Here is a 20,621-nt window from a genome sequence, read left to right as displayed (position 1 = left end):
CAGCTCACGTCAAAACCGCCGAAACGTAATACTGCCGTTTTTCATTTTTTTCTCCAGCCACTTTAATAAAAAACGTCGGTACAACGCTCGTGTTAAAGGGAACACCAACGTAAAACCAATAATATCTGTTAAAAATCCGGGGATAAGCAGCAAACTCCCACCAAAAAAGACACATAATCCATCCAGCATTTTACGGCCGGGCATTTGTCCCCGATTCATTTCATTTTTCGCATCGGCAATCACCTTACGACCTTCAAATTGCATCATGGCAGCCCCGATTAGCGTCGTCAGAATGATGAGTAAAATCGTTTTGCCTGCTCCAATCCAGTGACTTACCCATATAAACCCGTATAGCTCCGCCAAAGGAATGAGCAGCAGCAACAGCCACAGACGTTTACGCATCATCATGACTTCTGTCCCTCCCCGCCTGTAAAAGCAAACCTTAATGCAGTGTACAGCTCAGGTAGCGCCTGGTCCAGTCGAACGGGCTTCCATTCGGTGTTCACCCATACGTGACGTGTCATCCCAGTGACGAGCAGCTCTCCCGGTAGCGTGTCTGCCTGGGTCCATACCTTTCCCAGATACCTTTGATGCTCATCATCCGTTACCCGCCGAACCTCATAGATATAGTTTAGACGCAGTCTGGAGAAGTCGGTAATTGCGGTATAAACGGTAATTAAATCATCATATCGAGCAGGACTCGCATATTTCGCATTGATTTCAATAACTGGCAGCAAAACTCCACGTCCCTCCATACTCCGATAGTTAAAACCCGCCTGTCGGATCATTTCGGTACGCCCGATCTCAAACCAGTTCAAATAATTTGCATGATATACGACCCCCATCTGGTCGCTTTCCTGATAACGGACACGTAGCGGTGCGCCATACCAGCGTAATTCCGTTTGATTCTCCTCTTGAGTCATACAAGCTCTCCTATCTTTGTGCATCTTTATCTCTATTTTGCCCTCTCTCCATTAAACCATATTTACAGCCCGGGAACAAAAAGAGGGCAGACCGACCGGTCCACCCTCGCAAATCATATATAATAATGCCTTTATTATTGTGGCAACGGCTTGGACAGTTTATAATATCCGCTATCCGAAGCCAGCTTGAGCAAGTTCTTAGCTTGGCTTCCCGCCCAGGCGTAACCGAGTCGTCTTTCCTCACTAATTTTCATGATGTCGGTATACTTTTTGCCATCCCGATCTGAGAAGAAATACTTATTGTCTTCCACATTATAGAACCGATACCACATTACGCTCGATGCGTCCTTTTGGAAAAACTCCGGACCTTGACGATTGTATTTGATACCGTCGATTCGGTTCGCGTCAAACCATTTCAAAGCACTTTGAGCCGCTTTTTTCACTTCAGCGGTTTGCGGTTGGGACATGAGAAAAGCAGTAATGCCTACTGATTCCGTAGTTGTTTTGGAAGGTAGCTCAAATGCCCGAGCCGCAACCGATGCATAAGTAGCCGGATCATGCTGTGCACCCCAGATTGTCGGTGTACCATTATTTACAATTTGAGACTTGATTGTATACTGGATACCTTTGTTTAGCGCTTGCTGAAGTCTGGAGCGATAAGCGTTATCCAGAATATCGCTATCAAACGGCTGTTTCTTGTTCACAATATCGTCAGCCAAGACCATAACTCTAACCATCGCATCATCATTATAAGTTACAGCATCGGAATAATTACCACGTTTAGGGTATACCTGAGGCCAGCCACCGGAGGAATATTGAGAAGTTAGTACAAAGTCTACTGCTTTTTGTACACTGTTCTTAATGTCTTTATTTTTGGTTTTTTTGTATACATCCGCCAAAAACCGAATCTCGGTTGTCGTGGCCTCGTTATCGAACGTTCCGAGTTCAACACCATCCTTGCTCTTCCATGTGGAGCGTGCAGCTTTGCCATCCCATTTGGATTTATAATTCTTTTCCATCGCTTTGAAGAATCCGCCATGTGGCAATTGCCAGGATACAATATTTAAGGCAAGTGTAGTATCCTTGGATGTATTCCCCGTAGAAAACTTACTGAAATCGCGCATCTTGTTTAGGATGCTGTCTGTATTGACAACAGTGGTTGGCTTCGCCACAGCCGACAGCCCAAATAATTGCTCACGATCCAACACACCTGAATTTACATCGTCACCATAAACGTCCCGTCCCACAGCTGAATCTGTGGTAAGCTCATAAGAAGCAGTAGCCGATTCACGTACCGAATCATATGTAGCCGGCACAATCTCCTGTGCCGCAGCCCATGAGGGACTTAGGAGCCCTGACGTTACTGTAATCGCCAAACTTGAAAGCGCTATCATCTTTACAGTTGGACACATCTTCTTCTTCATTTGAACCTCTCCCTTATTTTAAGTTGGGTCATTGCGTTCAGTTTAACCTATACATTCTTGCTGAGGATTCTTTTGGATAGTGAGAGGGACTGAACCACTATTATGCATGATAAATAGTTAGTTGTATTATATGAAAATATATCCAAACGATCAATATATTTTAATTTACTAATAGATTAAAAAAGTTAAAAAACTTTGAAAACAATAAAAATCCTCTTACTAATGCCGGATTAGTAAGAGGATTTTACGTAAAGCTAATATAAAGTAGGTCGATGAGCAACATCGCTTAACCAAATCGACCCATGATGTACTCCTGAGTCAGCTCATTTTCAGGATTCGTGAAAATATCGTTCGTTTTCCCATGTTCAACCAGACTTCCGATATAAAAATAAGCAGTATAATCGGAAATTCGTGCAGCCTGCTGCATATTGTGCGTCACAATAACGATGCGCAATTCTTTTTTCAATTCGGTAATAAGCTCTTCTACCTTGCCTGTAGACACAGGGTCCAGCGCTGAAGCTGGCTCGTCAAGTAACAGAATTTTCGGTTGAACGGATAGAGCACGTGCAATGCAAAGCCGCTGCTGTTGCCCGCCAGACAGCGCTAGAGCGGAGTCGTGAAGGCGATCCTTGACCTCATCCCATAATGCTGCTTTACGCAGGCTGCTTTCGACGATTTCATCAAGCTGTTTCTTCTTGCGCACCCCACGGTATTTGGGACCGAAGGCGATATTATTGTAAATGGATTTGTAAAAAGGGTTGGGACGCTGCCACACCATGCCAATTTGCTGACGCAGCTTGATCACGTCCGTTTCCGGTGCCGTCAAATCCTGTCCATCCATCCAGATGTGTCCCGTTGTAGAGGAAGATGCAATCTCATCATTCATCCGATTAAGGGAGCGCAAAAAGGTCGATTTACCGCAGCCGGAAGGCCCGATCAGGGCAGTCACTGTCTGCTCGGGAAAGGCTAGATTCACTTTTTTCACAGCCTCAAAGCTACCATAATAAATACTCAAATCCTCAGTACTGAACGGATGCGGCGGTTGTCCCACAAGCTGTTCCGAACGCGTAGACTGAACGGATGTTGCTGGTGCGGCGGTTTTTGCCGTTCGCGTAATCACATGTTCCATTGTTCTCCATCCCCTTTCTAATCCATACGTTTGGCAGCTGTCAGACGGCGGTATACAACTCTTCCGAACCATCTTGCACTCAAGTTGAATGCAAGCACAAGCAGCACCAGTACGGCAGAAGCGCCTGCAGCAATATCTTTGGAGTCAGGAGCAATCCCCTCACTATTGACCTTCCAAATATGAACAGCCAATGTCTCAGCAGGTCGCATCGGGTTAATAGGCGATCTAGCATGCAATGGATTCCAATCAGTAAAATCAAGCGGCGGCGTACTCATCCCTGCTGTAAACAGCAATGCTGCGGCTTCCCCGAAAATACGGCCTGCGGCCAAAATGGTACCCGTAATCAAGCTTGGCAGCGCAGCTGGCAACAAAATGGAGGTAATGATTTTCCACTTGGACAATCCAAGCGCAAGTCCAGCTTCCTTTTGCTCCTTCGGCACAGCTCGGAAAGCCTGCTCCGTTGTGCGAACCATCAGCGGCAGGTTAAATACGGCCAAAGCCAAGGCTCCTGATAAGAGGGAAAAGCCAAAATCAAACGTATTTACGATAAGTAGTAGTCCAAACAATCCGATGACGATCGACGGGAAGGAGGACAATACTTCGACGACAAGTCGTATAAAGTCCGTAATTTTCCCCGGCTTTGCATATTGCGCCATGTAAATACCTGCGCCCCAGCCAATCGGAATGGTGATAATCAAAGTTAAGATTAACAAAAATACGGAATTAAACAGTTGTGGGCCAATACCACCGCCTGCACGTAATGTTTGGGGAGCACTGGTTAAAAAGTCAAAAGAAATATGACTGACTCCGCGGGCCAAAATGAAGCCCAGTAATCCCACCAAAAGTGCAACAATGAACAAAGCGAAGAAACAGATTACAAATGTAGCGATCTTGTCGGTCGTTTTAGCTTTCATCAAACCCGGTTTCTCCTTTCAAGCAGCCTTACCAGCAGCACGAAAATGAATGTCATGAGCAGAAGAACAAGCGCCATGCTCCAGAGAGCATTGTTATGAACGGAGCCCATCGCTGTATTCCCCATGCTAAGTGTAATGACGCTGGTCAAGGTCGAAGCGGATTCCAGCAAGGAATGCGGTATGTGCGGAGCATTCCCGATTACCATCTGTACAGCCAACGCTTCTCCGAAGGCACGAGCCATACCGAGAATAATTCCTGTTAAAAGAGCAGGCAACAACGTCGGAATAATAACACGAGCAATTGTCTGCCAGCGGGTAGCACCCAAAGCATAAGAGGATTCACGTAGCCCCCCCGGCAAGGAAGACAACGCATCCGCCATAATACTCGTAATCGTCGGCAAAATCATGACTGACAACACTAGGCAGCCTGCCAGAATGCCGATGCCTTGTCCTCCAAACACGTTCCGTAGCAGCGGGACGATTACGGTCAAGCCGACAAAGCCATATACAACAGACGGAATACCGGATAATAATTCAATCGCGGGTTGAAGGATACGCTTACCCGATTTCGGCACAATTTCCGTCATAAATAAAGCCGCACATAAGCTGAGCGGACTGGCAATTAAAGCCGCCAGTATGGTTACTGCAAAAGAACCCGTAATAAACGGAAGTGCGCCGAAGGACTTAGGCTCGCCATCCGGACTCCATTTGGTTCCAAAGAAAAACTCTCGCAGACTGACTCCATTCACCGCAAATGTAGCTACACCTTTGGAGGCAACAAAATATACGATGGAGACAATAACCGCAACTAAAAAAACGACACAAACCGACGTATATATGCGGCCGGTCCATTCTTCCCAGTAATGTCTTTCTTTCATAACTCGGGATCGTTTATTCTGTTCCATGTATGCCTTCCCTTCAATTGGTCCCATACTGTAACTCCTTTAACCGAAGAATAGAGGCCGGACGCTAGTCCGCCTCTTCTTCGTGAATATACTCGCGTTAGCTGCGTTCATCGAACAGGAGGTGTGACTCTCCTTATTTCGTGATATTACCGTCAGCATCACGTTTCACTTGCATACCTGATACTGGAATGTATCCCAAGTCTACGACATCCGTTTTTTGGATTTCATCTGACAGAATGTAGTCCAGGAATGCTTTCACATGCTCTTTTGGCTCACCTTTAGTGTACATATGCTCGTAAGCCCATACTGGATATTTACCTTGTTCTACATTTTCAACGTTAGCTTCAACGCCATCGTATTTCAAAGCAGTTACTGTGTTGTCGATGTAGGACAGAGCCAGATAACCAATCGCACCCGGTGTTTCAGCAATCAGCTTTTTCACAGTACCGGAGGAATCTTCTTGAATGGAGCCCGGCAGATCTTCTGTTTTTTGTCCCAATGCGTATTTTTCAAATGTTGCACGAGTACCGGAGCTGCTTGGACGGTTTACAATAACGATTTTTTGATCCGCACCGCCAACTTCTTTCCAGTTTGTGATTTTACCTGTGAAGATTTGTACCAATTGATCTTTTTTCAGGTCTGTAACGCCTACTTTAGGATTCGCTACCGCTGACATGGCTACAACAGCTACTTGGTGATCGACCAGCTCATCTGCACCGCTCTCCAGTTTTTCTTTTGCAAACACGTCGGAGTTACCGATGTCCGCTTGTCCGCCGGAAACCTGAGTCAAGCCAGTACCGCTACCGCCGCCCTGTACTTGAACTGCAATGCCTTTATATTTATCGACAGCCATAAATTTTTGTCCCGCTTGCTCTACCAATGGTTGAAGTGCAGTGGAGCCCACAGCCAGAATGTTTCCTGTCAGTTCAGCAGCTGCTTTATTGTCTGTTCCTGTAGCAGCTTCTCCTTGTGGTGCAGCATTGTTACCTGATCCACAAGCTGCAAGTGCAAATACCATGGTGAGAGTCATCAGAATGAACGGCCATTTTTTCAACATTTTTTATTGTCCTCCCCTTAGTTAAGTGACGGTTTTTTATTTATGACCATCAACACTTTTACATTGTAGGCCTGGAATGTTAGACGAACGACGTGGTTTTGTAAAACAAATATAAAATATTGATAGATAAATTATTTTTCGGTATATAATTAATCTATAGTTTGAAATTCATATATGAATGGACATATAAGGAGAGCTGTTGGATTCCATGAATATTCTAAAATTGCGTATCTTGATGCTGATCGACAAATTCCATAAGGCGACGGATGTGGCCGAAGCTTTGCAAGTCAAACAACCTACCGTCAGCTTTCATATGAAAAGCTTGGAAAAGGAAATGGGTGTTTCCCTATTCTCTCTTCAACAAGGCAGGATTATGCTAACGGAAGCTGGAAAAAAATTATTACCTTACGCAAAGCAAATCATCTCTCTGGAGCAAGAAGCTAGACAAGCTGTAGATGAACTGACAGAAGAGTCACAGGGTCAATTACATCTAGGTGCTGAGTCGATATCAGGTACGTATCTCCTCCCCACTTTGATGGCTAAGTTTGCTGAGCAGTATCCAGATTGTCGTATTCAGTTGGAGATTCAATCCCCGGATGCAATTAGGCAGCTACTAAAACAGGGGGAAATTGATTTTGCTTTTCTCGACGATAGAGGATCTCTTCCAGAGTATACGGTGGCAGAGCCAGTGGCTTCAGATCAAGTAGGAGTTATCCGTTCTGCACGTGCACCTGAAGTCAAATTAGAGGAGTTCGATGGAACCGATATGCTGGACAAGCACACATGGGTAAAATATAGCGGTTCATCCGTTGTAGATCTGTACTCCTCGCTAGTTAAGCCCCATCTGGAAATCAACTCTTGGGAAGCGGTAAAGCAAGTCGTAAGCGGCGGAGAGGCGCTTGCCTTCTTTCCTGCAAGCGGAGTCGATAATCATGAAAATGCTGCTTCCTCGGTGGAGTGGCTTCCTTATCCCGAGGCTGATTATCAAATAAACATCGTGTATCAACAAGATACACACATGAACTTAATGCAACAGGCATTCCTTGATTTCATACGACAAGAAGGACTAGAAATAAAAAGCTAGAGAACAAGCAAAAGAGCATCCAAGTCTTATTGACTTGAATGCTCTTTTGCTTGTTGTAACGATACATACAGCCTCGGTATTATTTCACGGAGGCTTTAATTACGCTTGTGCTGGAACGCAGCTAATTTTGATCAGGTTCGTAGAACCGGAATCACCAAGAGGTACGCCCGCAGTAATCACAACCAAATCGCCCTCTTTAACGAGGCCAGATTTGCGACCACCTTCCAGCGCGTTGTCAAACAGACTGTCTGTTGTGTCAACGATTGGTCTGCCTTGTACTGCATGTACGCCCCAGATCAGAGCCAAACGGCGAACTGTTCTTTCCTGTGTTGTCACAGCAATAATCGGAGCTTCTGGACGGTATTTAGAAATCATACGCGCCGTTGTTCCGCTTTGTGTGGACGTCAGAATCGCTTTAGCATGCAGGTCAAGTGCAGAAATAGAAACGGATTGGCTGATTGCTTCTGTGATACTAATCTCTTGAGCCGTTCTTTGTTTTTTGAACAAATCACGGTAGTTCAGAGAGGACTCAGCTTTTTCTGCAATACGTGACATTGTCAATACGGATTCTACTGGATATTTACCCGCAGCTGTTTCGCCGGACAGCATAATTGCATCTGTTCCGTCAAAAATAGCATTCGCCACGTCACTTGCTTCCGCACGAGTCGGACGCGGGTTACGTTGCATGGAATCCAGCATTTGTGTTGCCGTAATAACAGGCTTGCCAGCTACATTACATTTGTTAATCATCAATTTTTGCGCCAGAGGTACTTCTTCAGCAGGAATTTCCACACCAAGGTCACCACGGGCAACCATCAGGCCATCCGAAGCTTCCAAAATTTCGTCCAGGTTGTCCACACCTTGCTGATTTTCGATTTTGGAAATGATTTGAATATGACTTGCGTTGTGTTTCGCCAGCAATTCACGAATTTCCAGTACATCACTTGCTTTACGAACAAAAGAAGCCGCGATGAAATCAATGTCCTGCTCAATGCCGAAAATGATATCATTAGCATCTTTCTCCGTAATACCAGGCAAAGAAATTGCAACGCCTGGAACGTTAACGCCCTTCTTGCTTTTGATCGTTCCGCCATTGACAATGCGGCATTTGATTTCAGTGCCTGATACTTCAATAACGGTGAGTCCGATCAGACCATCGTCGATCAGAATGGTGGAGCCGGGCTCCACGTCCGAGGGAAGATCTTTGTACGTAATAGAAATACGATCTTGCGTACCGAGAATTTCTTCCGTTGTCAGCGTAATGAACTCGTCCTGAACAAGCTCAATAGGTTCAACTTCGAGCTTTCCTGTCCGGATTTCCGGCCCCTTCGTATCGAGCAAAATAGCAACATTTTTGTTAAGCTCCTTACAAGCTTGACGGATGTTTTTAATCCGGTTGCCATGCTCCTCGAAATCACCGTGAGAGAAATTCAGGCGGGCTACGTTCATACCAGCCAAAATCAGTTTCTTCACATTTTCCAATGACTCACTGGAAGGACCGATGGTACATACAATCTTAGTTTTGCGCATTTGGGTTTTTCCTCCGTTTTCAAAGGTGCTACTCTTTATATCTTTTTCCAACAATTAAATCTACTACACTTTTTCCTATTTGTATAGGAAGTTCGTCATATTTATTGTTACCCGTTTACAGCGTATTACAACATAGGTTCAGTTTCCGAAGACTTCAAGAAGGTGTATTGACCTATTTTTCGGAATTTCTGATACCGATCTTCCCTCAATTCATCGCAGCTCATATTGGTAAGTTCCGCCAAATGACGTTCCAATAGCTCCTTGATTGCGGCAGCGGTCACTTCATAGTTACGATGCGCGCCCCCTTTCGGCTCCGGCACAATATCCTCGATAATTTCCATGCGAAGGAGGTCATTAGCCGTAATCTTCATGGCTTCAGCTGCCTGATCGGCCTTGGAAGCATCTTTCCATAGAATCGAGGCTGCACCGTTTGGAGAAATGGCCGAATAAATGGCATGTTCCAGCATCAGCACACGGTTACCGACTGCAAACGCAAGCGCACCGCCGCTTCCACCCTCGCCGATGACCACACAAATAACAGGCACCGAAAGCTTTGCCATCTCCCGCAAGTTGCGGGCAATCGCTTCCGATTGACCTCTCTCCTCTGCTGTATTACCCGGATAAGCGCCCTTCGTATCAATGAATGTAATAATAGGGCGTTTAAATTTCTCAGCCTGCTGCATCAGACGCAAGCCTTTACGGAATCCTTCCGGATGGGCACTACCAAAAAAACGTGCAATGTTATCTTTCGTATCCTTACCACGCTGCTGGCCAATGACGGTCACCGGAATACCATTCAGCTTGGCAATCCCGCCTACAACCGCCAAATCATCTCCAAACAAGCGGTCGCCGTGTAATTCAATAAAATCCGTAAACACCTGCTCTATCAAATCAAGAGACGTTGGTCTTTGATGATGACGAGCCAAATGCATTTTTTGTGGTGCTGTAATGTTCGAATATATTTCTTCTTCCATCTCGAGATAACGTTCCTCGAGACGGTTGATTTCATCTGTAAAATCAATTTGCTTATCCTGTCCGAATTGCTTGAGTTCTTCGATCTTCTGTCGCATCTCGACCAGGGGCTTTTCATAAGGCAATTCGCCAGCCATCTATTCCTCCCCTTTCACACTGTGTAGATCAAGCAGTTGCCCAAGGGTATCGCGCAGTTCCTTGCGATGTACAACCATATCCAATTGTCCGTGCTGCAAATTAAATTCGGAAGTTTGAAAATCATCCGGCAGCTTCTGTCTGATTGTTTGTTCAATTACAATACGCCCTGCAAAACCGAATACAGCTCCTGGCTCTGCGATATTAATATCTCCAAGCGTAGCAAAGCTAGCGGATACTCCACCTGTAGTCGGGTCGGTGATAACAGAAATATAGAGCAATCCCTGCTCATCCAGACGAGCAAGAGCAGCACTTGTTTTTGCCATCTGCATCAAGCTTAAAATACTTTCCTGCATACGTGCTCCGCCGGAAGTTGAGAAAATAATTAGCGGCAGACGCTTGTCTATTGCTTGCTCAATGGCGCGCGTAATTTTCTCTCCTACGACCGAACCCATACTACCAGTAAAGAAGTCAAAGCTCATCACAGCAACGACAACAGGATGTCCATAAATAAGGCCGTCGCCCGTAACGACAGCCTCTCGCAAGCCAGATTTCAGGGTCTGTTGCTCCAGCTTGCTCGCATATCCCGGAAAGTCCAGCGGGTCAACCGAAATCATATCGGCATCATATTCCGTAAACGTGTCTTCGTCGAGCACCATGCGAATGCGATCCATTGCATTCAAACGCATATGGTATCCGCACACCGGACACACTTTCAAATTTTTCTCTAGTTCTTTGCTGTATTGAATACTTCCGCACTTGCCACATTTGGTCATAAGACCTTCGGGAATTTCCCGTTTGGGACGATCCGGCATGTCCGCTTGATCGCCGCTCAGCGCCCGTTCCGAAGGGATGGTCGCGTATTTACGCTTCTTTTGGAATAAATCTTTAAACACAACTACACCTCTCCAGCCGTTTATTTGTCAGCCGTAACCGATACAAGGTCCTCTGCCGTCTATGCGGCACCTCTAAGCATTATGTTCATACACACGTCAACGCCTGTTCCTAAAACATTACCGCCGATCGTGCATCCTTTGTTCCACTCATGCTGCTGTATCACTTCCGCCGTTCCGGACTCAAGGGCGCAAAATCGAATTAAGCACTTCCTGAATTTCTTCGACTTCACCCGAAGGCACAAGTATCTCAAACTGTTGCTTGGATGCGCTGATGGCCCGGGCCTGCACCATAAAACCTTCTTCAGACAGTTTGAGCTTAATCATGTCAGCCAGTCTGGCCGTCGGTGCAATATAAATCACCGTCCACATGCCTTGTTTCTACCCCCTAAGCCTCAAGTTTTGAGCCCATATAATAGACTCATGATAACATACCTTACTTTTTTCCCGCAACAAAAGCCCTCCTGATCATTTAAGTTCCGTCGGAGGGCCTAGAAAATCATCAACTCTGTTTACACAGGTCAACTAAGCATCCAATGATGCAGGATAATGCTTGGCATGGAGACTCCGATGTGCAATTCGCGAAGAAGCAGCGGCAGCCAGTCCGGCGACAAGATCGTCTAAAAACACATGAATACCACTGCCTTTTTGGTTCAGCTGTTCGATAATCCCCGTCTTTTCCTTATCCAGATAACCAAAACTGGTTAAGCCAATCATGCCGTACACACTCGTAATTCCAAGAGCTAGTGTCTCGTCCACTCCGTACAGCGGTTCGTCTGCCTCCATAATGGCTTGCAGCGGCTGAGGGAGAAGTTTTTTTTCAGCCAATTCATCGAGCGCAATGCCTGTGAGCAAGGTATATTGAACCTCGCGCTTTTGCAAAACCGCTTTGACACTGTCTATACATTCTTCCATCGTCAAATGAGGATAATATTTTAGCTGAAGCTGAAAAACAATGTCCGCAATGGACTCGATACGAATGCCTCTGCGATTTAGCAAAGTTTCTGCATATTCATAGGACATAATTTCCCTCCCGCTTTCACCGTGCAGTTCTATTCTTTCACCGTGCGGGACCTTATGGTGCAGGGTGCGTGTTGAACCCCTGTTCCGCCAGTTTTCCAAGTGTATGCGGGAGGGAAGGAAAATGTTCATTAAACCGTTACAATAAGGGCGGGTTACTGTGTACCTATTATTTGACTTTCACCGTGCCTTCACCCAACATCGACTCCATTTGATCAAAAAGCTGAGGAGAGGGCTTAATGCTGTAAGCATCGCTCAACGCCAGCAGACGCTGGTTGCTCTCATAAAAAAGTACGGTAGGCATAGCACCGGGATGCTCCTGTAGCAGCGCCTTGAGACTGACCAACAAGCTGGCGTCTTCCTCAGCCTGGCGGGTGATTTTGACAAACACCCGCTGACGAGTGGTCGGCTCCGCGCTGCGCGGGACCGGCACCTGCTCACCGCGAGCCGCTTCGACTCCGCGCGGTGAAGCCGCCGCCACGGGGGGAGCCACCTTCGTTTGAGGCGAAGCAGATGCAGTGGCTGCCGAAGGCGGGGACGACACACGCGACGCGCTCCCGCCTGGGCCGCCAGCGGCAGAACCAGCAGCTAGTACGGATGCTCCAGCTGCTGCGGACGAGCGCGTACTGGCACGTCGGCGCTGGAGGAGCCGTGCCAGCGAGTCTTCCGCTAGCGGGGCGACCTCATCCGCAAGGAGCTTGAAGTGCTCATCCTGCTGCTGCATCTTGGCTCGAAGCGTAAGCAAAGCTCCCTTTTCAATCCACTGCTGGCTTCGCTTCCATACCTCAGGAAACAGCACAACCTCACAGCGCTCAATCTGATCCTCCAGCTCAATGAAGGCCATAGCCTTACCCTGCTTGGTCGTAATCGTTTTGAGTGACACTACCATGCCTGCGGTCACAACAACCGTTTCATCTGGGACATCGCCCAGCTCCATCAGACGATCCGCCTCGCTGCTTTCCAACAGCGACTCAAAATCATCCAACGGATGCCCGGATAAATACAGTCCCAGCAGTTCACGTTCCAGTTCTAACTGCTGGCTGGCACTGAATTTGGGTACATTGGGATATTCGATATCCCAATTGGGCATTTCCACAAAACCAAACATATCAATTTGCAAGTCATCCCGTTCCTTGCGCCACTTGACGGCTGCATCCACCGTTTCATCCAGCATGGCAAGCAACTGTGCCCGATGACCCGTCAACGAATCAAAGGCCCCTGCCTGAATAAGCGATTCAATTACTCTCTTATTACATACCCGCAAATCGACACGTCGACAAAAATCGAGCAGGCTGTCGAAAGGCCGTTCCTTGCGAACAGCGAGAATGCTCTCCATCGCCTGTGTGCCAACATTTTTAATTGCAGCTAGGCCGAAGCGGATGCCTCCTTGCTGTAATGGAGTAAACAGCACCCCGCTTTCATTCACATCAGGTGGCAACACTGCGATATCCATACGACGGCATTCGACGACATATTCAGCCACTTTCCGATGACTTCCCATCACCGCCGTCAGCATTGAAGCCATGAATTGTACTGGATAATGTGCCTTTAGATAAGCCGTCTGAAATGCTAGCACACCATAAGCAGCTGCATGAGCACGCGGGAAGCCGTAGTCAGCAAAACGAACAATCATATCGTAAACCCTGCCGGCCTCCTCCTCCGTGTATCCCTGCTTCATACTGCCTTCAACAAAATGTCCGCGCTCCAGATCCAGTACTTCGCGCTTTTTCTTGGACACAGCCCGGCGCAACAGATCGGCTTCTCCCAGGGAAAAGCCCGCCATGCGCGAAGCAATCTGCATGATTTGCTCCTGATACACAATAATACCGTACGTATCCTTTAAGATCGGTTCCAAGTCAGGATGCGGATAAGAAATCTCAATCTGACCATGCTTGGCCTGTATAAAGTTAGGAATAAAACCCATCGGGCCCGGACGATACAAAGCCAGGACAGAAATGATATCCTCAAATACACTCGGCTTCAAATCCTTGAGTACCCGGCGTACACCGGCCGACTCCAGCTGGAATACGCCTCCTGTATCTCCTTTGCCCAACAAGTCATAGGTATGCGGATCGTTATCGGGAATACGGGTAAAATCAGGCGTTTCTCCATGCTCTTCCGCAATCCAGTGTATGCACCGTTCAATAATGGAGAGCGTACGCAGCCCAAGGAAATCCATTTTAAGCAAACCAATGCGCTCTAGATTTTCCATCGAGTACTGCGTCAAAGGTACTCCTTCGCTCCCCTCTTGAAGCGGAACCGCATCGGTCAATGGAGTCCGCGAAATGACAACACCCGCTGCATGTGTCGAAGCATGACGAGGCATTCCTTCAACCTTGATCGCCATATCCAACAGTTCACGTGTCTTGGGCTTCGTTTCATATAGCGTTTTCAGCTCCGGGGTAATTTCCAGCGCATGACGGATATTAATGCCTAGCTGCGCCGGAATCAGCTTGGCTGCCTTGTCCACCTCGCCATATGGCACGTTCAATACACGACCGACGTCACGGACAGCGGCTCTTGCCGCCAGCGTTCCAAAGGTAATAATTTGCGCTACATGCTCATTTCCGTACTTCTGTACTACATAGTCGATAACCTCGTCACGCCGCTCATCACTAAAGTCAATATCTATATCCGGCATACTAATTCGTTCAGGATTCAGAAATCGTTCAAAGAGAAGGTTGTATTTCATCGGATCGACATTCGTGATGTTAAGCACATAGGCAACCAAACTGCCTGCTGAGGAACCACGCCCCGGTCCCGTTGCAATCTTATGCTTATGTGCAAAGGCAATAAAATCCCATACAATCAGGAAATAATCGCTGAAACCCATACTGTCAATGGTATTCAACTCATAGTTTAGCCGTTGGTTCAGCCTTTCCCGTTCCTCCGGCTGCTTCCATCCGGAATCGCTTCCATAGCGACGCTCCAGCCCTTGCACGCACAGATTGCGTAAATAGGACGAAGAGGTCATTCCTTCCGGCAGCGGGCGATATTCAGGTAAAATGGATTGACCGAATTCCAGCTCCAGTTCGCATTTTTCAGCAATACGCACCGTGTTGGCGATGGCTTCTGCCACATGCGGGAATAAACGAGCCATATCCTCCTGACTTTTCAGATACAACTGACGTGTTGGTATACGCAAACGCTCCTCATCGTCAACTGTCTTTCCTGTCCCGATACAGATCAGAACATCCTGCACGTCCGCATCTGGCTCAGTCAAGTAATGCACGTCATTCGTCGCGACCAGTGGAATATCCAGTTCCTTCGCCAGTGCGATCAAGAGAGGATTTACACGTTTTTGCTCCGAAAGACCATGATCCTGGAGTTCCAGATAAAAATCATCGCCAAAAATGTTACGATATCGTTCCGCTGCTCGTCGTGCCTCGGCTTCCCGACCATGCAGTAAATGCTGCGGCACTTCACCGCCCAAACAAGCGCTCAGGCATATGATGCCTTCGTGATGGGCAACCAAAGCCTCCATGTCGATGCGCGGCTTATAGTGAAAGCCCTCCAAATGGCCGATGGAGCACAGCTTCATCAGATTTTGATAGCCTGTTTTATTTTTGGCGAGCAAAATTAAATGATATATGGGCTGATCCTTGCGGCTGCCACGCTCCTTGCGCGATCCTGCCGTCATATAGGCCTCACACCCAATAATCGGCTTAATGCCGTTCTCTACACACGCTCTATAAAAAGGAATGGCACCGTACATGACCCCGTGATCTGTAAGGGCCAGCGCCTTCATTCCATAAGCTGATGCCTGTTTGACCAACTCCGCGGTACGAGCCGCGCCGTCCAGCAGGCTGTACTCGCTATGAACATGCAAATGCACAAATGAACTCATGCGCTTCTCTTCCTTTCACCGCTTGATTTTCTTCAAACTATTTTATCATATCCGCGTTAGTAGCGCCCATAGAATAAAAGTACAGACCTCGGCGGACAAGCGCGGTCTTGATTCGTATACCTAAGGAGGAAAAGAGCATGAGCACTTTTATATCCAAAGCGATTCTCGACTTCTTCATTGCCTTCGGCATCGTGCTCGGGGGAGCCATGCTCGGCGGAATGGGAGCTGTGGTATCGCTTCAGCCGCCCACCCAGACGATGCTAGAGGTTGCCGGAAGAATTAAAATATGGGCGCTTGCTGCCGCTGTGGGGGGAACGATGGACCCGATCCGGGTCATTGAAAGCAATATGTTGGATGGTAATTTGTCACCTGCCATTAAGCAGATATTGTATTTGATTTTCGCCTTTTTAGGCGCTCATATGGGTGCAGAGCTGGTCAAGTGGGTATGCGGCAACGGACGACCGTGAGGTGAAACGACTATGAGAGTTCCCCCTTTTGAGCGCCTGCGTCCTTTTATGCAATTGTCCTCCGTCTTTGTACTCGGTATGATTACGGGAGGCATGATCTACAACGTCATCTGGCATGCCAGCTTCAATCAGCTATGGACGAACAACCAGGATCTTCAATTCCAGCTCCAGCAAGCCGAGGAGGACAACAAAACATTGCGCAAATACAGCAAGCGCCAAACCGTTGTCAAAGAAATCAAGCTGATCGCGGAGGAAGCTTCGGCCGAAAAAATTGATTCTATCAACCTGAAGGAACTTCTTCGCCGTGTCAGTCGTGATCTGGAGGTGCTGCGTGGCAGAGATATGTTCGAGATTGACTCTGACAGCAAGCTGGTACGTATGTTGCTGCACCAAAAAAAATACACCGTTCGTGACAAGGAGTATACGATCCAGGTCAAAACGATGCTTGTAATGGAAGGCGTGCTGCAAATTTGGCTGGAAGCAAAAGAAAGATTGCCTGAAAGCCACTAGTCGATCTATTCGACTTCACACCTTACTCCGATCCATTGTAAACTAACCATGTTCAATGGAATGAAGCGTCATCACTGCTTTACATACCAAATGATTTTCCCGTGAAATTGCAATTTCTAGCTTGCAGGTGCGGCGACTCATCTCGAGCAGCATCGGACGAAGAACGACAGCATCTTCTATCTGTACGGGTCTAATAAAATATGTCGTCAAATTGTCCAGCACATAATCCTTGCCGCTCATGTCTCTAGCTGCCCGGTAGCCCGCTTGTGTCATCACGTTGACCAGTACGCCTTCCGAGATCGTACCTAAATTGGTCGCCATTTGCGGAATGATAAACCCGCGAAAAAATAACGATCCGTCCTCATTACGCTCCTCAGCAAACCCGTTCCAGATCAGCTGGTCGAACGTCTCGCCAAGTTGCGGCTGCTTTTGGGCGTTACGCAGCGCCTCCAGCACCTCACGCCGTGTAACGGACCCGAGCAGCTTGCGGTTGCGGTCCACGACCGGCAAATAATCCACACCTTCCCACGCCATCATTTGCGCGGCTGAAGCCAGCGAGGTCTGGTAGGTGACCGTTATCGGATTGCGGATCAGACATTTATCCATCGTATGCTCAGGTTGAAGCCCCTCCACATCTTTGCGGCTGACGATACCAATTAAACGATTCCATTCATCCACGATTGCAAAATGATGATGTCCGGTCGTCACCGAAAGTTCTTCAAACTCGGTAAGTGTGCTGTTGATTTTCAAAGTCAACGTTTTCGGTTTGCCTGCCGCAATATCTTCAATCAGCATAATTTTCTTTTTGATCAAGCGGTCAAATATGGCTCTATTAATCATAGATGCCACTGTAAAAGTATCATGGCGTGAGGAAATAATCGGCAGACTGATCTTGTCTGCGAGCTGCTTAACCTCTCGGCTCGTACCGAAGCCCCCTGTAATCAGCACACCTGCCCCCTGCTCCAATGCAAGTGAATGCGCATCCTCACGGTTACCTACGATCAGCAAACTACCTGCGTCAATATAACGAGCCATAGCTTCCTCGCGCATCGCTCCGATCACATACTTGTGCAAAGGCTTCTCCAGCCCCTCACTTCCGCCCAGCACATGTCCCTCTACAATATTCACGACATCTGCAAAGGTCAGCTGCTCGGACAAGCCGCGCGGGCGCTTCTCCACTCGTACTGTTCCGATCCGTTCCTTGGTAATGACAATTCCTAGGTTTTCAGCTTCCTTCACGGCCCGATAGGCCGTTCCTTCGCTGACACTCATTTCTTTAGCCAACCTGCGCACAGAAATTTTGGAGCCTATTTTCAACTGCTCGATATGTCGCAATAGCTGCTCATGTTTCGTAACTGTTTCATCTAGCCCGTCCAATCTGTTACACCCCCAACGTTCAATCTGTATCATTCTGTATCTATTATAGCACAAAAACCCTTTATTTTAGACCTTTGTTCATTTTGAGTTCTCTGCTTCGGAAATAGCAAAAAAGCGATCCCCTCTTCACAAGGACCGCTTCTTACTATGATTGATTTGTAATCTGGGAGGCCAGCCCAAGACAAGCTGAAAAAAACTCACTGCATGCTGCCTTTGTCAGCTTTTTTATCCCATTTCATCTGCCACTGCTGCATTTTGGCCCGCCGTACACGCTCCAGCGTTTTGCGCTTTTCCTCATCTACACCCAGCAAAAAATGCATGTTTGCTCCGATGACTAGCAGCGCAAAAAGTACCCATACTATCCCAAATCCGTTGACCCAGTTCAAACCGCCTGCAAGCGAGATGCGTGGTAACGCGACCAAGACCATAGCCAGCGCAATCAGTGTATACAAACCATGTTTCCATTTTTTAAAAGAACCCAATCGTATCCCTTCCTCTCCCTGTGACTCTATGTATCTAGTCTATGAGAGGACAGGAAGGAATATGAGACAATCTTACAGAGATGAACCGTACAAATCTTGAAGGCTGTCTGCAATAATTTTGTTAACGTCCTCAATAATCACGCTCAGGCGACGTTCAGCGTCGAACAGGCGACGGATGTTGAGGTTCAAACTTAACACCTCGAACAGCTTCTCCATCTTTTCCATCTCTTCCTGTGCTGGCATATCGCCGCTCATCATGCGTTGTTGTACTTCCATTTGGCGTTCACGGAAATCGTCGAGCATTTTCTTGGCTTCTGGATCGGTTTCGATCAGCTTCATCGCTGACGTAATTTCCTCTACCTCTTTGCTTTCCTTCAATGCTTTCGCTAAATCATGGGCTTTGTCGTAGATGTTCATGATTGTTTATTCCTCCAATACAAGTTTAGTGTCAACATTTCACATTGTCCGTCAATCACCAAGGGATATATGTCCTCATATGATGAATCAGTGCTATTACAGCCCATTCACGTTTCCCGTTACTTTCAAGACATCAAGTTGCTGCCCGGAAGGAGATCCACGATGTCCATCAAAAAAACAACGATTCAAATCATCGGATCGGGCATCTTGCAGGATGACGTACTCATGGTCGGCGAGTCCTTGCTTCGCAAATGGAAAATATCCGCTGGCCACCCCGTTCAGCTCGCCTTCGGTTCGTTCCGCCAAGAGGTTACCGTCATATCGGTGCCCCGCTATAGCGGCCTACGTGTGGGAAGCGTGCTAGCCCGAAAAATGGGGCTTCATGCCAATTGTGATCTGCGAGTAACCTACAGCCGAGGTCGCCGGACACTTCGAGTGGGCCCACTTATTAGCGTGCTGGTCAGTCGGGACTATCCCGAACAGCCCGACAAGCCTTTCGGGTCGATCACCCTGTTCTGCCGTGAACTAGTCGGGGAATGCCGCAGACAAGGAGCATATGTGTATTTCTTCACCCCGGAGCATATCGGAAGTCAGCCCGGGCGAGTTCAGGGATGGGTGTATGACGGAGGCTGGAAAAAGACGGTCATGCCCGCCGGCGATGTCGTCAATAATCGTCTTACCTCCCGTAAACTCGAGAACAGAACTAGCGTACAGCATTTCATGAAAGAAGTAAAATCGCAGTACGGCACGACCATTTTTAACGAAAAGTTTTTGGATAAGAATGAAGTATTTGATGCGCTTAAATCAAATTCTTCCCTGCGCAAGTATTTACCCGAGTCCCACTTGCTGCAAACTTTTGTTGTTTTCAAAAAAATGTGCAACCAGTATCCCGCTGTTTTTCTCAAGCCAGTGCGCGGAAGCCTGGGTAAAGGCATAATGCGCATTAACAAGCAAACCGATGGCACCTTTTCGGTGCTATCCACAACAGCAGGCACACCCCGCAAGCAAACGTATGCCAACGTCGATAAGCTGTACAAAAGCTTGGCGGGAAAAATGAAAACAACACGCTTTCAACTCCAACAGGGACTTACCTTGATTGATCACGGTAAGCGTCCGGTCGACTTTCGTGCGCTTGTACAGAAAAATTCGTCCGGAACCTGGACCGTAACATCCATTGTCGCCCGGATCGCCGGAGGAAGCCACTTTGTGTCCAATCTGGCAAGAGGCGGCACGCTGAGTACTGTCAAGGAAGCACTTGCCAAGACCACGCTGCCCGCAACCGTTAAATCGAATGGGCATACCTCTCTCAAAACAGCAGCACTGGATATCGCAAGCGGAGTGGAAAAAGCAATTCCCGCCCATTTCGCAGAATTTGGTATTGATCTGGCAATAGACAGCACGGGGCGCATCTGGTTGCTGGAGGTCAATTCGAAGCCATCGAAGAATGACAACACGCCGTTAAATGATCAGAAAACTCGCCCGTCCGTTAAAAAAATGATTGAATACTGCTGTTATTCAGCCGGCTTCAAATGAAT

20 protein-coding genes are annotated in these 20,621 nt (G+C 47.5%); 4 read left to right on the top strand and 16 right to left on the bottom strand.

From position 1 onward, the window contains the following. Positions 1-9: 9 nt before the first annotated feature. The 7 genes from NSS94_RS08775 to NSS94_RS08745 form a co-directional block, all read right to left on the bottom strand. Complete coding sequence (locus NSS94_RS08775) at positions 10-408, bottom strand: FxsA family protein (protein WP_013309596.1); 399 nt, start codon at positions 406-408, stop codon at positions 10-12. Continuing rightward, positions 405-923 carry an acyl-CoA thioesterase gene (locus NSS94_RS08770; protein WP_341039164.1) on the bottom strand — a complete coding sequence of 173 codons (519 nt, stop codon included), beginning with the start codon at positions 921-923 and terminating at the stop codon, positions 405-407. Before NSS94_RS08770 ends, NSS94_RS08775 begins: the two co-directional genes overlap by 4 nt. A gap of 134 nt (positions 924-1,057) precedes the next feature. Next, positions 1,058-2,347 carry a pectate lyase gene (gene pelA / locus NSS94_RS08765; protein WP_341039163.1) on the bottom strand — a complete coding sequence of 430 codons (1,290 nt, stop codon included), beginning with the start codon at positions 2,345-2,347 and terminating at the stop codon, positions 1,058-1,060. A 286-nt stretch (positions 2,348-2,633) separates the two neighbouring features. Further along, a complete protein-coding gene (gene pstB, locus NSS94_RS08760; protein WP_039269891.1) occupies positions 2,634-3,476 on the bottom strand; it encodes a phosphate ABC transporter ATP-binding protein PstB in 843 nt (280 codons plus the stop codon). A 17-nt stretch (positions 3,477-3,493) separates the two neighbouring features. Further along, on the bottom strand, positions 3,494-4,390 hold the full coding sequence (gene pstA / locus NSS94_RS08755) for a phosphate ABC transporter permease PstA (protein WP_023987910.1): 897 nt from the start codon (positions 4,388-4,390) through the stop codon (positions 3,494-3,496). Beyond that, a complete protein-coding gene (gene pstC / locus NSS94_RS08750; protein ID WP_029516617.1) occupies positions 4,390-5,322 on the bottom strand; it encodes a phosphate ABC transporter permease subunit PstC in 933 nt (310 codons plus the stop codon). Before pstC ends, pstA begins: the two co-directional genes overlap by 1 nt. Positions 5,323-5,428: 106 nt before the next feature. Further along, a complete protein-coding gene (locus NSS94_RS08745; RefSeq protein ID WP_029516616.1) occupies positions 5,429-6,352 on the bottom strand; it encodes a phosphate ABC transporter substrate-binding protein in 924 nt (307 codons plus the stop codon). Positions 6,353-6,560: 208 nt separating this feature from the next. Here NSS94_RS08745 and NSS94_RS08740 point away from each other — a divergent pair, with 208 nt between their 5' ends. Then, positions 6,561-7,436 (top strand): LysR family transcriptional regulator, encoded by an 876-nt coding sequence (locus tag NSS94_RS08740; protein ID WP_341039162.1) that lies wholly within the window; start codon positions 6,561-6,563, stop codon positions 7,434-7,436. A gap of 99 nt (positions 7,437-7,535) precedes the next feature. On the opposite strand, the gene pyk is transcribed toward NSS94_RS08740, so the two are convergent. The 6 genes from pyk to NSS94_RS08710 form a co-directional block, all read right to left on the bottom strand. Beyond that, the gene (gene pyk, locus NSS94_RS08735; protein ID WP_165145285.1) at positions 7,536-8,966 is read right to left on the bottom strand and encodes a pyruvate kinase; all 1,431 of its coding nucleotides are present in this window, start codon (positions 8,964-8,966) and stop codon (positions 7,536-7,538) included. A 125-nt stretch (positions 8,967-9,091) separates the two neighbouring features. Further along, positions 9,092-10,075 carry an acetyl-CoA carboxylase carboxyltransferase subunit alpha gene (locus NSS94_RS08730; RefSeq protein ID WP_039269886.1) on the bottom strand — a complete coding sequence of 328 codons (984 nt, stop codon included), beginning with the start codon at positions 10,073-10,075 and terminating at the stop codon, positions 9,092-9,094. Further along, positions 10,076-10,969, bottom strand: a complete 894-nt coding sequence (gene accD, locus NSS94_RS08725; RefSeq protein WP_029516612.1) for an acetyl-CoA carboxylase, carboxyltransferase subunit beta — start codon at positions 10,967-10,969, stop codon at positions 10,076-10,078. Between the two features lie 180 nt (positions 10,970-11,149). Further along, on the bottom strand, positions 11,150-11,338 hold the full coding sequence (locus NSS94_RS08720) for a hypothetical protein (protein ID WP_013309585.1): 189 nt from the start codon (positions 11,336-11,338) through the stop codon (positions 11,150-11,152). A gap of 153 nt (positions 11,339-11,491) precedes the next feature. Continuing rightward, complete coding sequence (locus NSS94_RS08715; protein ID WP_023987905.1) at positions 11,492-11,989, bottom strand: phosphatidylglycerophosphatase A family protein; 498 nt, start codon at positions 11,987-11,989, stop codon at positions 11,492-11,494. Positions 11,990-12,155: 166 nt separating this feature from the next. Beyond that, positions 12,156-15,833: a DNA polymerase III subunit alpha gene (locus NSS94_RS08710; RefSeq protein WP_341039161.1), complete on the bottom strand. Its 3,678-nt coding sequence runs from the start codon at positions 15,831-15,833 to the stop codon at positions 12,156-12,158. 137 nt (positions 15,834-15,970) lie between these two features. Between NSS94_RS08710 and NSS94_RS08705 the strand changes: the two genes are divergently transcribed. Then, positions 15,971-16,300 (top strand): YtrH family sporulation protein, encoded by a 330-nt coding sequence (locus NSS94_RS08705; RefSeq protein ID WP_013309582.1) that lies wholly within the window; start codon positions 15,971-15,973, stop codon positions 16,298-16,300. A 12-nt stretch (positions 16,301-16,312) separates the two neighbouring features. Next, positions 16,313-16,810 (top strand): hypothetical protein, encoded by a 498-nt coding sequence (locus NSS94_RS08700; RefSeq protein WP_039269883.1) that lies wholly within the window; start codon positions 16,313-16,315, stop codon positions 16,808-16,810. A 42-nt stretch (positions 16,811-16,852) separates the two neighbouring features. Here the strand turns inward: NSS94_RS08700 and NSS94_RS08695 are convergent, their stop codons facing one another. From NSS94_RS08695 to NSS94_RS08685, 3 genes are all read right to left on the bottom strand, one after another. Then, positions 16,853-18,187 carry a DRTGG domain-containing protein gene (locus tag NSS94_RS08695; RefSeq protein ID WP_029516609.1) on the bottom strand — a complete coding sequence of 445 codons (1,335 nt, stop codon included), beginning with the start codon at positions 18,185-18,187 and terminating at the stop codon, positions 16,853-16,855. Between the two features lie 197 nt (positions 18,188-18,384). Continuing rightward, complete coding sequence (locus tag NSS94_RS08690; RefSeq protein WP_013309579.1) at positions 18,385-18,669, bottom strand: hypothetical protein; 285 nt, start codon at positions 18,667-18,669, stop codon at positions 18,385-18,387. Between the two features lie 72 nt (positions 18,670-18,741). Next, positions 18,742-19,086, bottom strand: a complete 345-nt coding sequence (locus tag NSS94_RS08685; protein ID WP_013309578.1) for a YlbF family regulator — start codon at positions 19,084-19,086, stop codon at positions 18,742-18,744. A 162-nt stretch (positions 19,087-19,248) separates the two neighbouring features. Between NSS94_RS08685 and NSS94_RS08680 the strand changes: the two genes are divergently transcribed. Then, the gene (locus NSS94_RS08680) at positions 19,249-20,619 is read left to right on the top strand and encodes a YheC/YheD family endospore coat-associated protein (protein ID WP_029516607.1); all 1,371 of its coding nucleotides are present in this window, start codon (positions 19,249-19,251) and stop codon (positions 20,617-20,619) included. The last annotated feature ends 2 nt before the right edge of the window (positions 20,620-20,621 follow it).

The organism is Paenibacillus sp. FSL L8-0644 (genome assembly GCF_038008165.1).
GTDB lineage: Bacteria > Bacillota > Bacilli > Paenibacillales > Paenibacillaceae > Paenibacillus > Paenibacillus polymyxa_D.
This window is presented reverse-complemented; position numbering and strand designations above follow the sequence as displayed.

Coding starts and splice junctions, on each gene's coding strand:
- NSS94_RS08775 (WP_013309596.1), bottom strand. CDS start 408: ATGATGATGCGTAAACGTCTGTGGCTGTTGCTGCTGCTCATTCCTTTG.
- NSS94_RS08770 (WP_341039164.1), bottom strand. CDS start 923: ATGACTCAAGAGGAGAATCAAACGGAATTACGCTGGTATGGCGCACCG.
- pelA (WP_341039163.1), bottom strand. CDS start 2,347: ATGAAGAAGAAGATGTGTCCAACTGTAAAGATGATAGCGCTTTCAAGT.
- pstB (WP_039269891.1), bottom strand. CDS start 3,476: ATGGAACATGTGATTACGCGAACGGCAAAAACCGCCGCACCAGCAACA.
- pstA (WP_023987910.1), bottom strand. CDS start 4,390: ATGAAAGCTAAAACGACCGACAAGATCGCTACATTTGTAATCTGTTTC.
- pstC (WP_029516617.1), bottom strand. CDS start 5,322: ATGGGACCAATTGAAGGGAAGGCATACATGGAACAGAATAAACGATCC.
- NSS94_RS08745 (WP_029516616.1), bottom strand. CDS start 6,352: ATGTTGAAAAAATGGCCGTTCATTCTGATGACTCTCACCATGGTATTT.
- NSS94_RS08740 (WP_341039162.1), top strand. CDS start 6,561: ATGAATATTCTAAAATTGCGTATCTTGATGCTGATCGACAAATTCCAT.
- pyk (WP_165145285.1), bottom strand. CDS start 8,966: ATGCGCAAAACTAAGATTGTATGTACCATCGGTCCTTCCAGTGAGTCA.
- NSS94_RS08730 (WP_039269886.1), bottom strand. CDS start 10,075: ATGGCTGGCGAATTGCCTTATGAAAAGCCCCTGGTCGAGATGCGACAG.
- NSS94_RS08720 (WP_013309585.1), bottom strand. CDS start 11,338: ATGTGGACGGTGATTTATATTGCACCGACGGCCAGACTGGCTGACATG.
- NSS94_RS08715 (WP_023987905.1), bottom strand. CDS start 11,989: ATGTCCTATGAATATGCAGAAACTTTGCTAAATCGCAGAGGCATTCGT.
- NSS94_RS08710 (WP_341039161.1), bottom strand. CDS start 15,833: ATGAGTTCATTTGTGCATTTGCATGTTCATAGCGAGTACAGCCTGCTG.
- NSS94_RS08705 (WP_013309582.1), top strand. CDS start 15,971: ATGAGCACTTTTATATCCAAAGCGATTCTCGACTTCTTCATTGCCTTC.
- NSS94_RS08700 (WP_039269883.1), top strand. CDS start 16,313: ATGAGAGTTCCCCCTTTTGAGCGCCTGCGTCCTTTTATGCAATTGTCC.
- NSS94_RS08685 (WP_013309578.1), bottom strand. CDS start 19,086: ATGAACATCTACGACAAAGCCCATGATTTAGCGAAAGCATTGAAGGAA.
- NSS94_RS08680 (WP_029516607.1), top strand. CDS start 19,249: ATGTCCATCAAAAAAACAACGATTCAAATCATCGGATCGGGCATCTTG.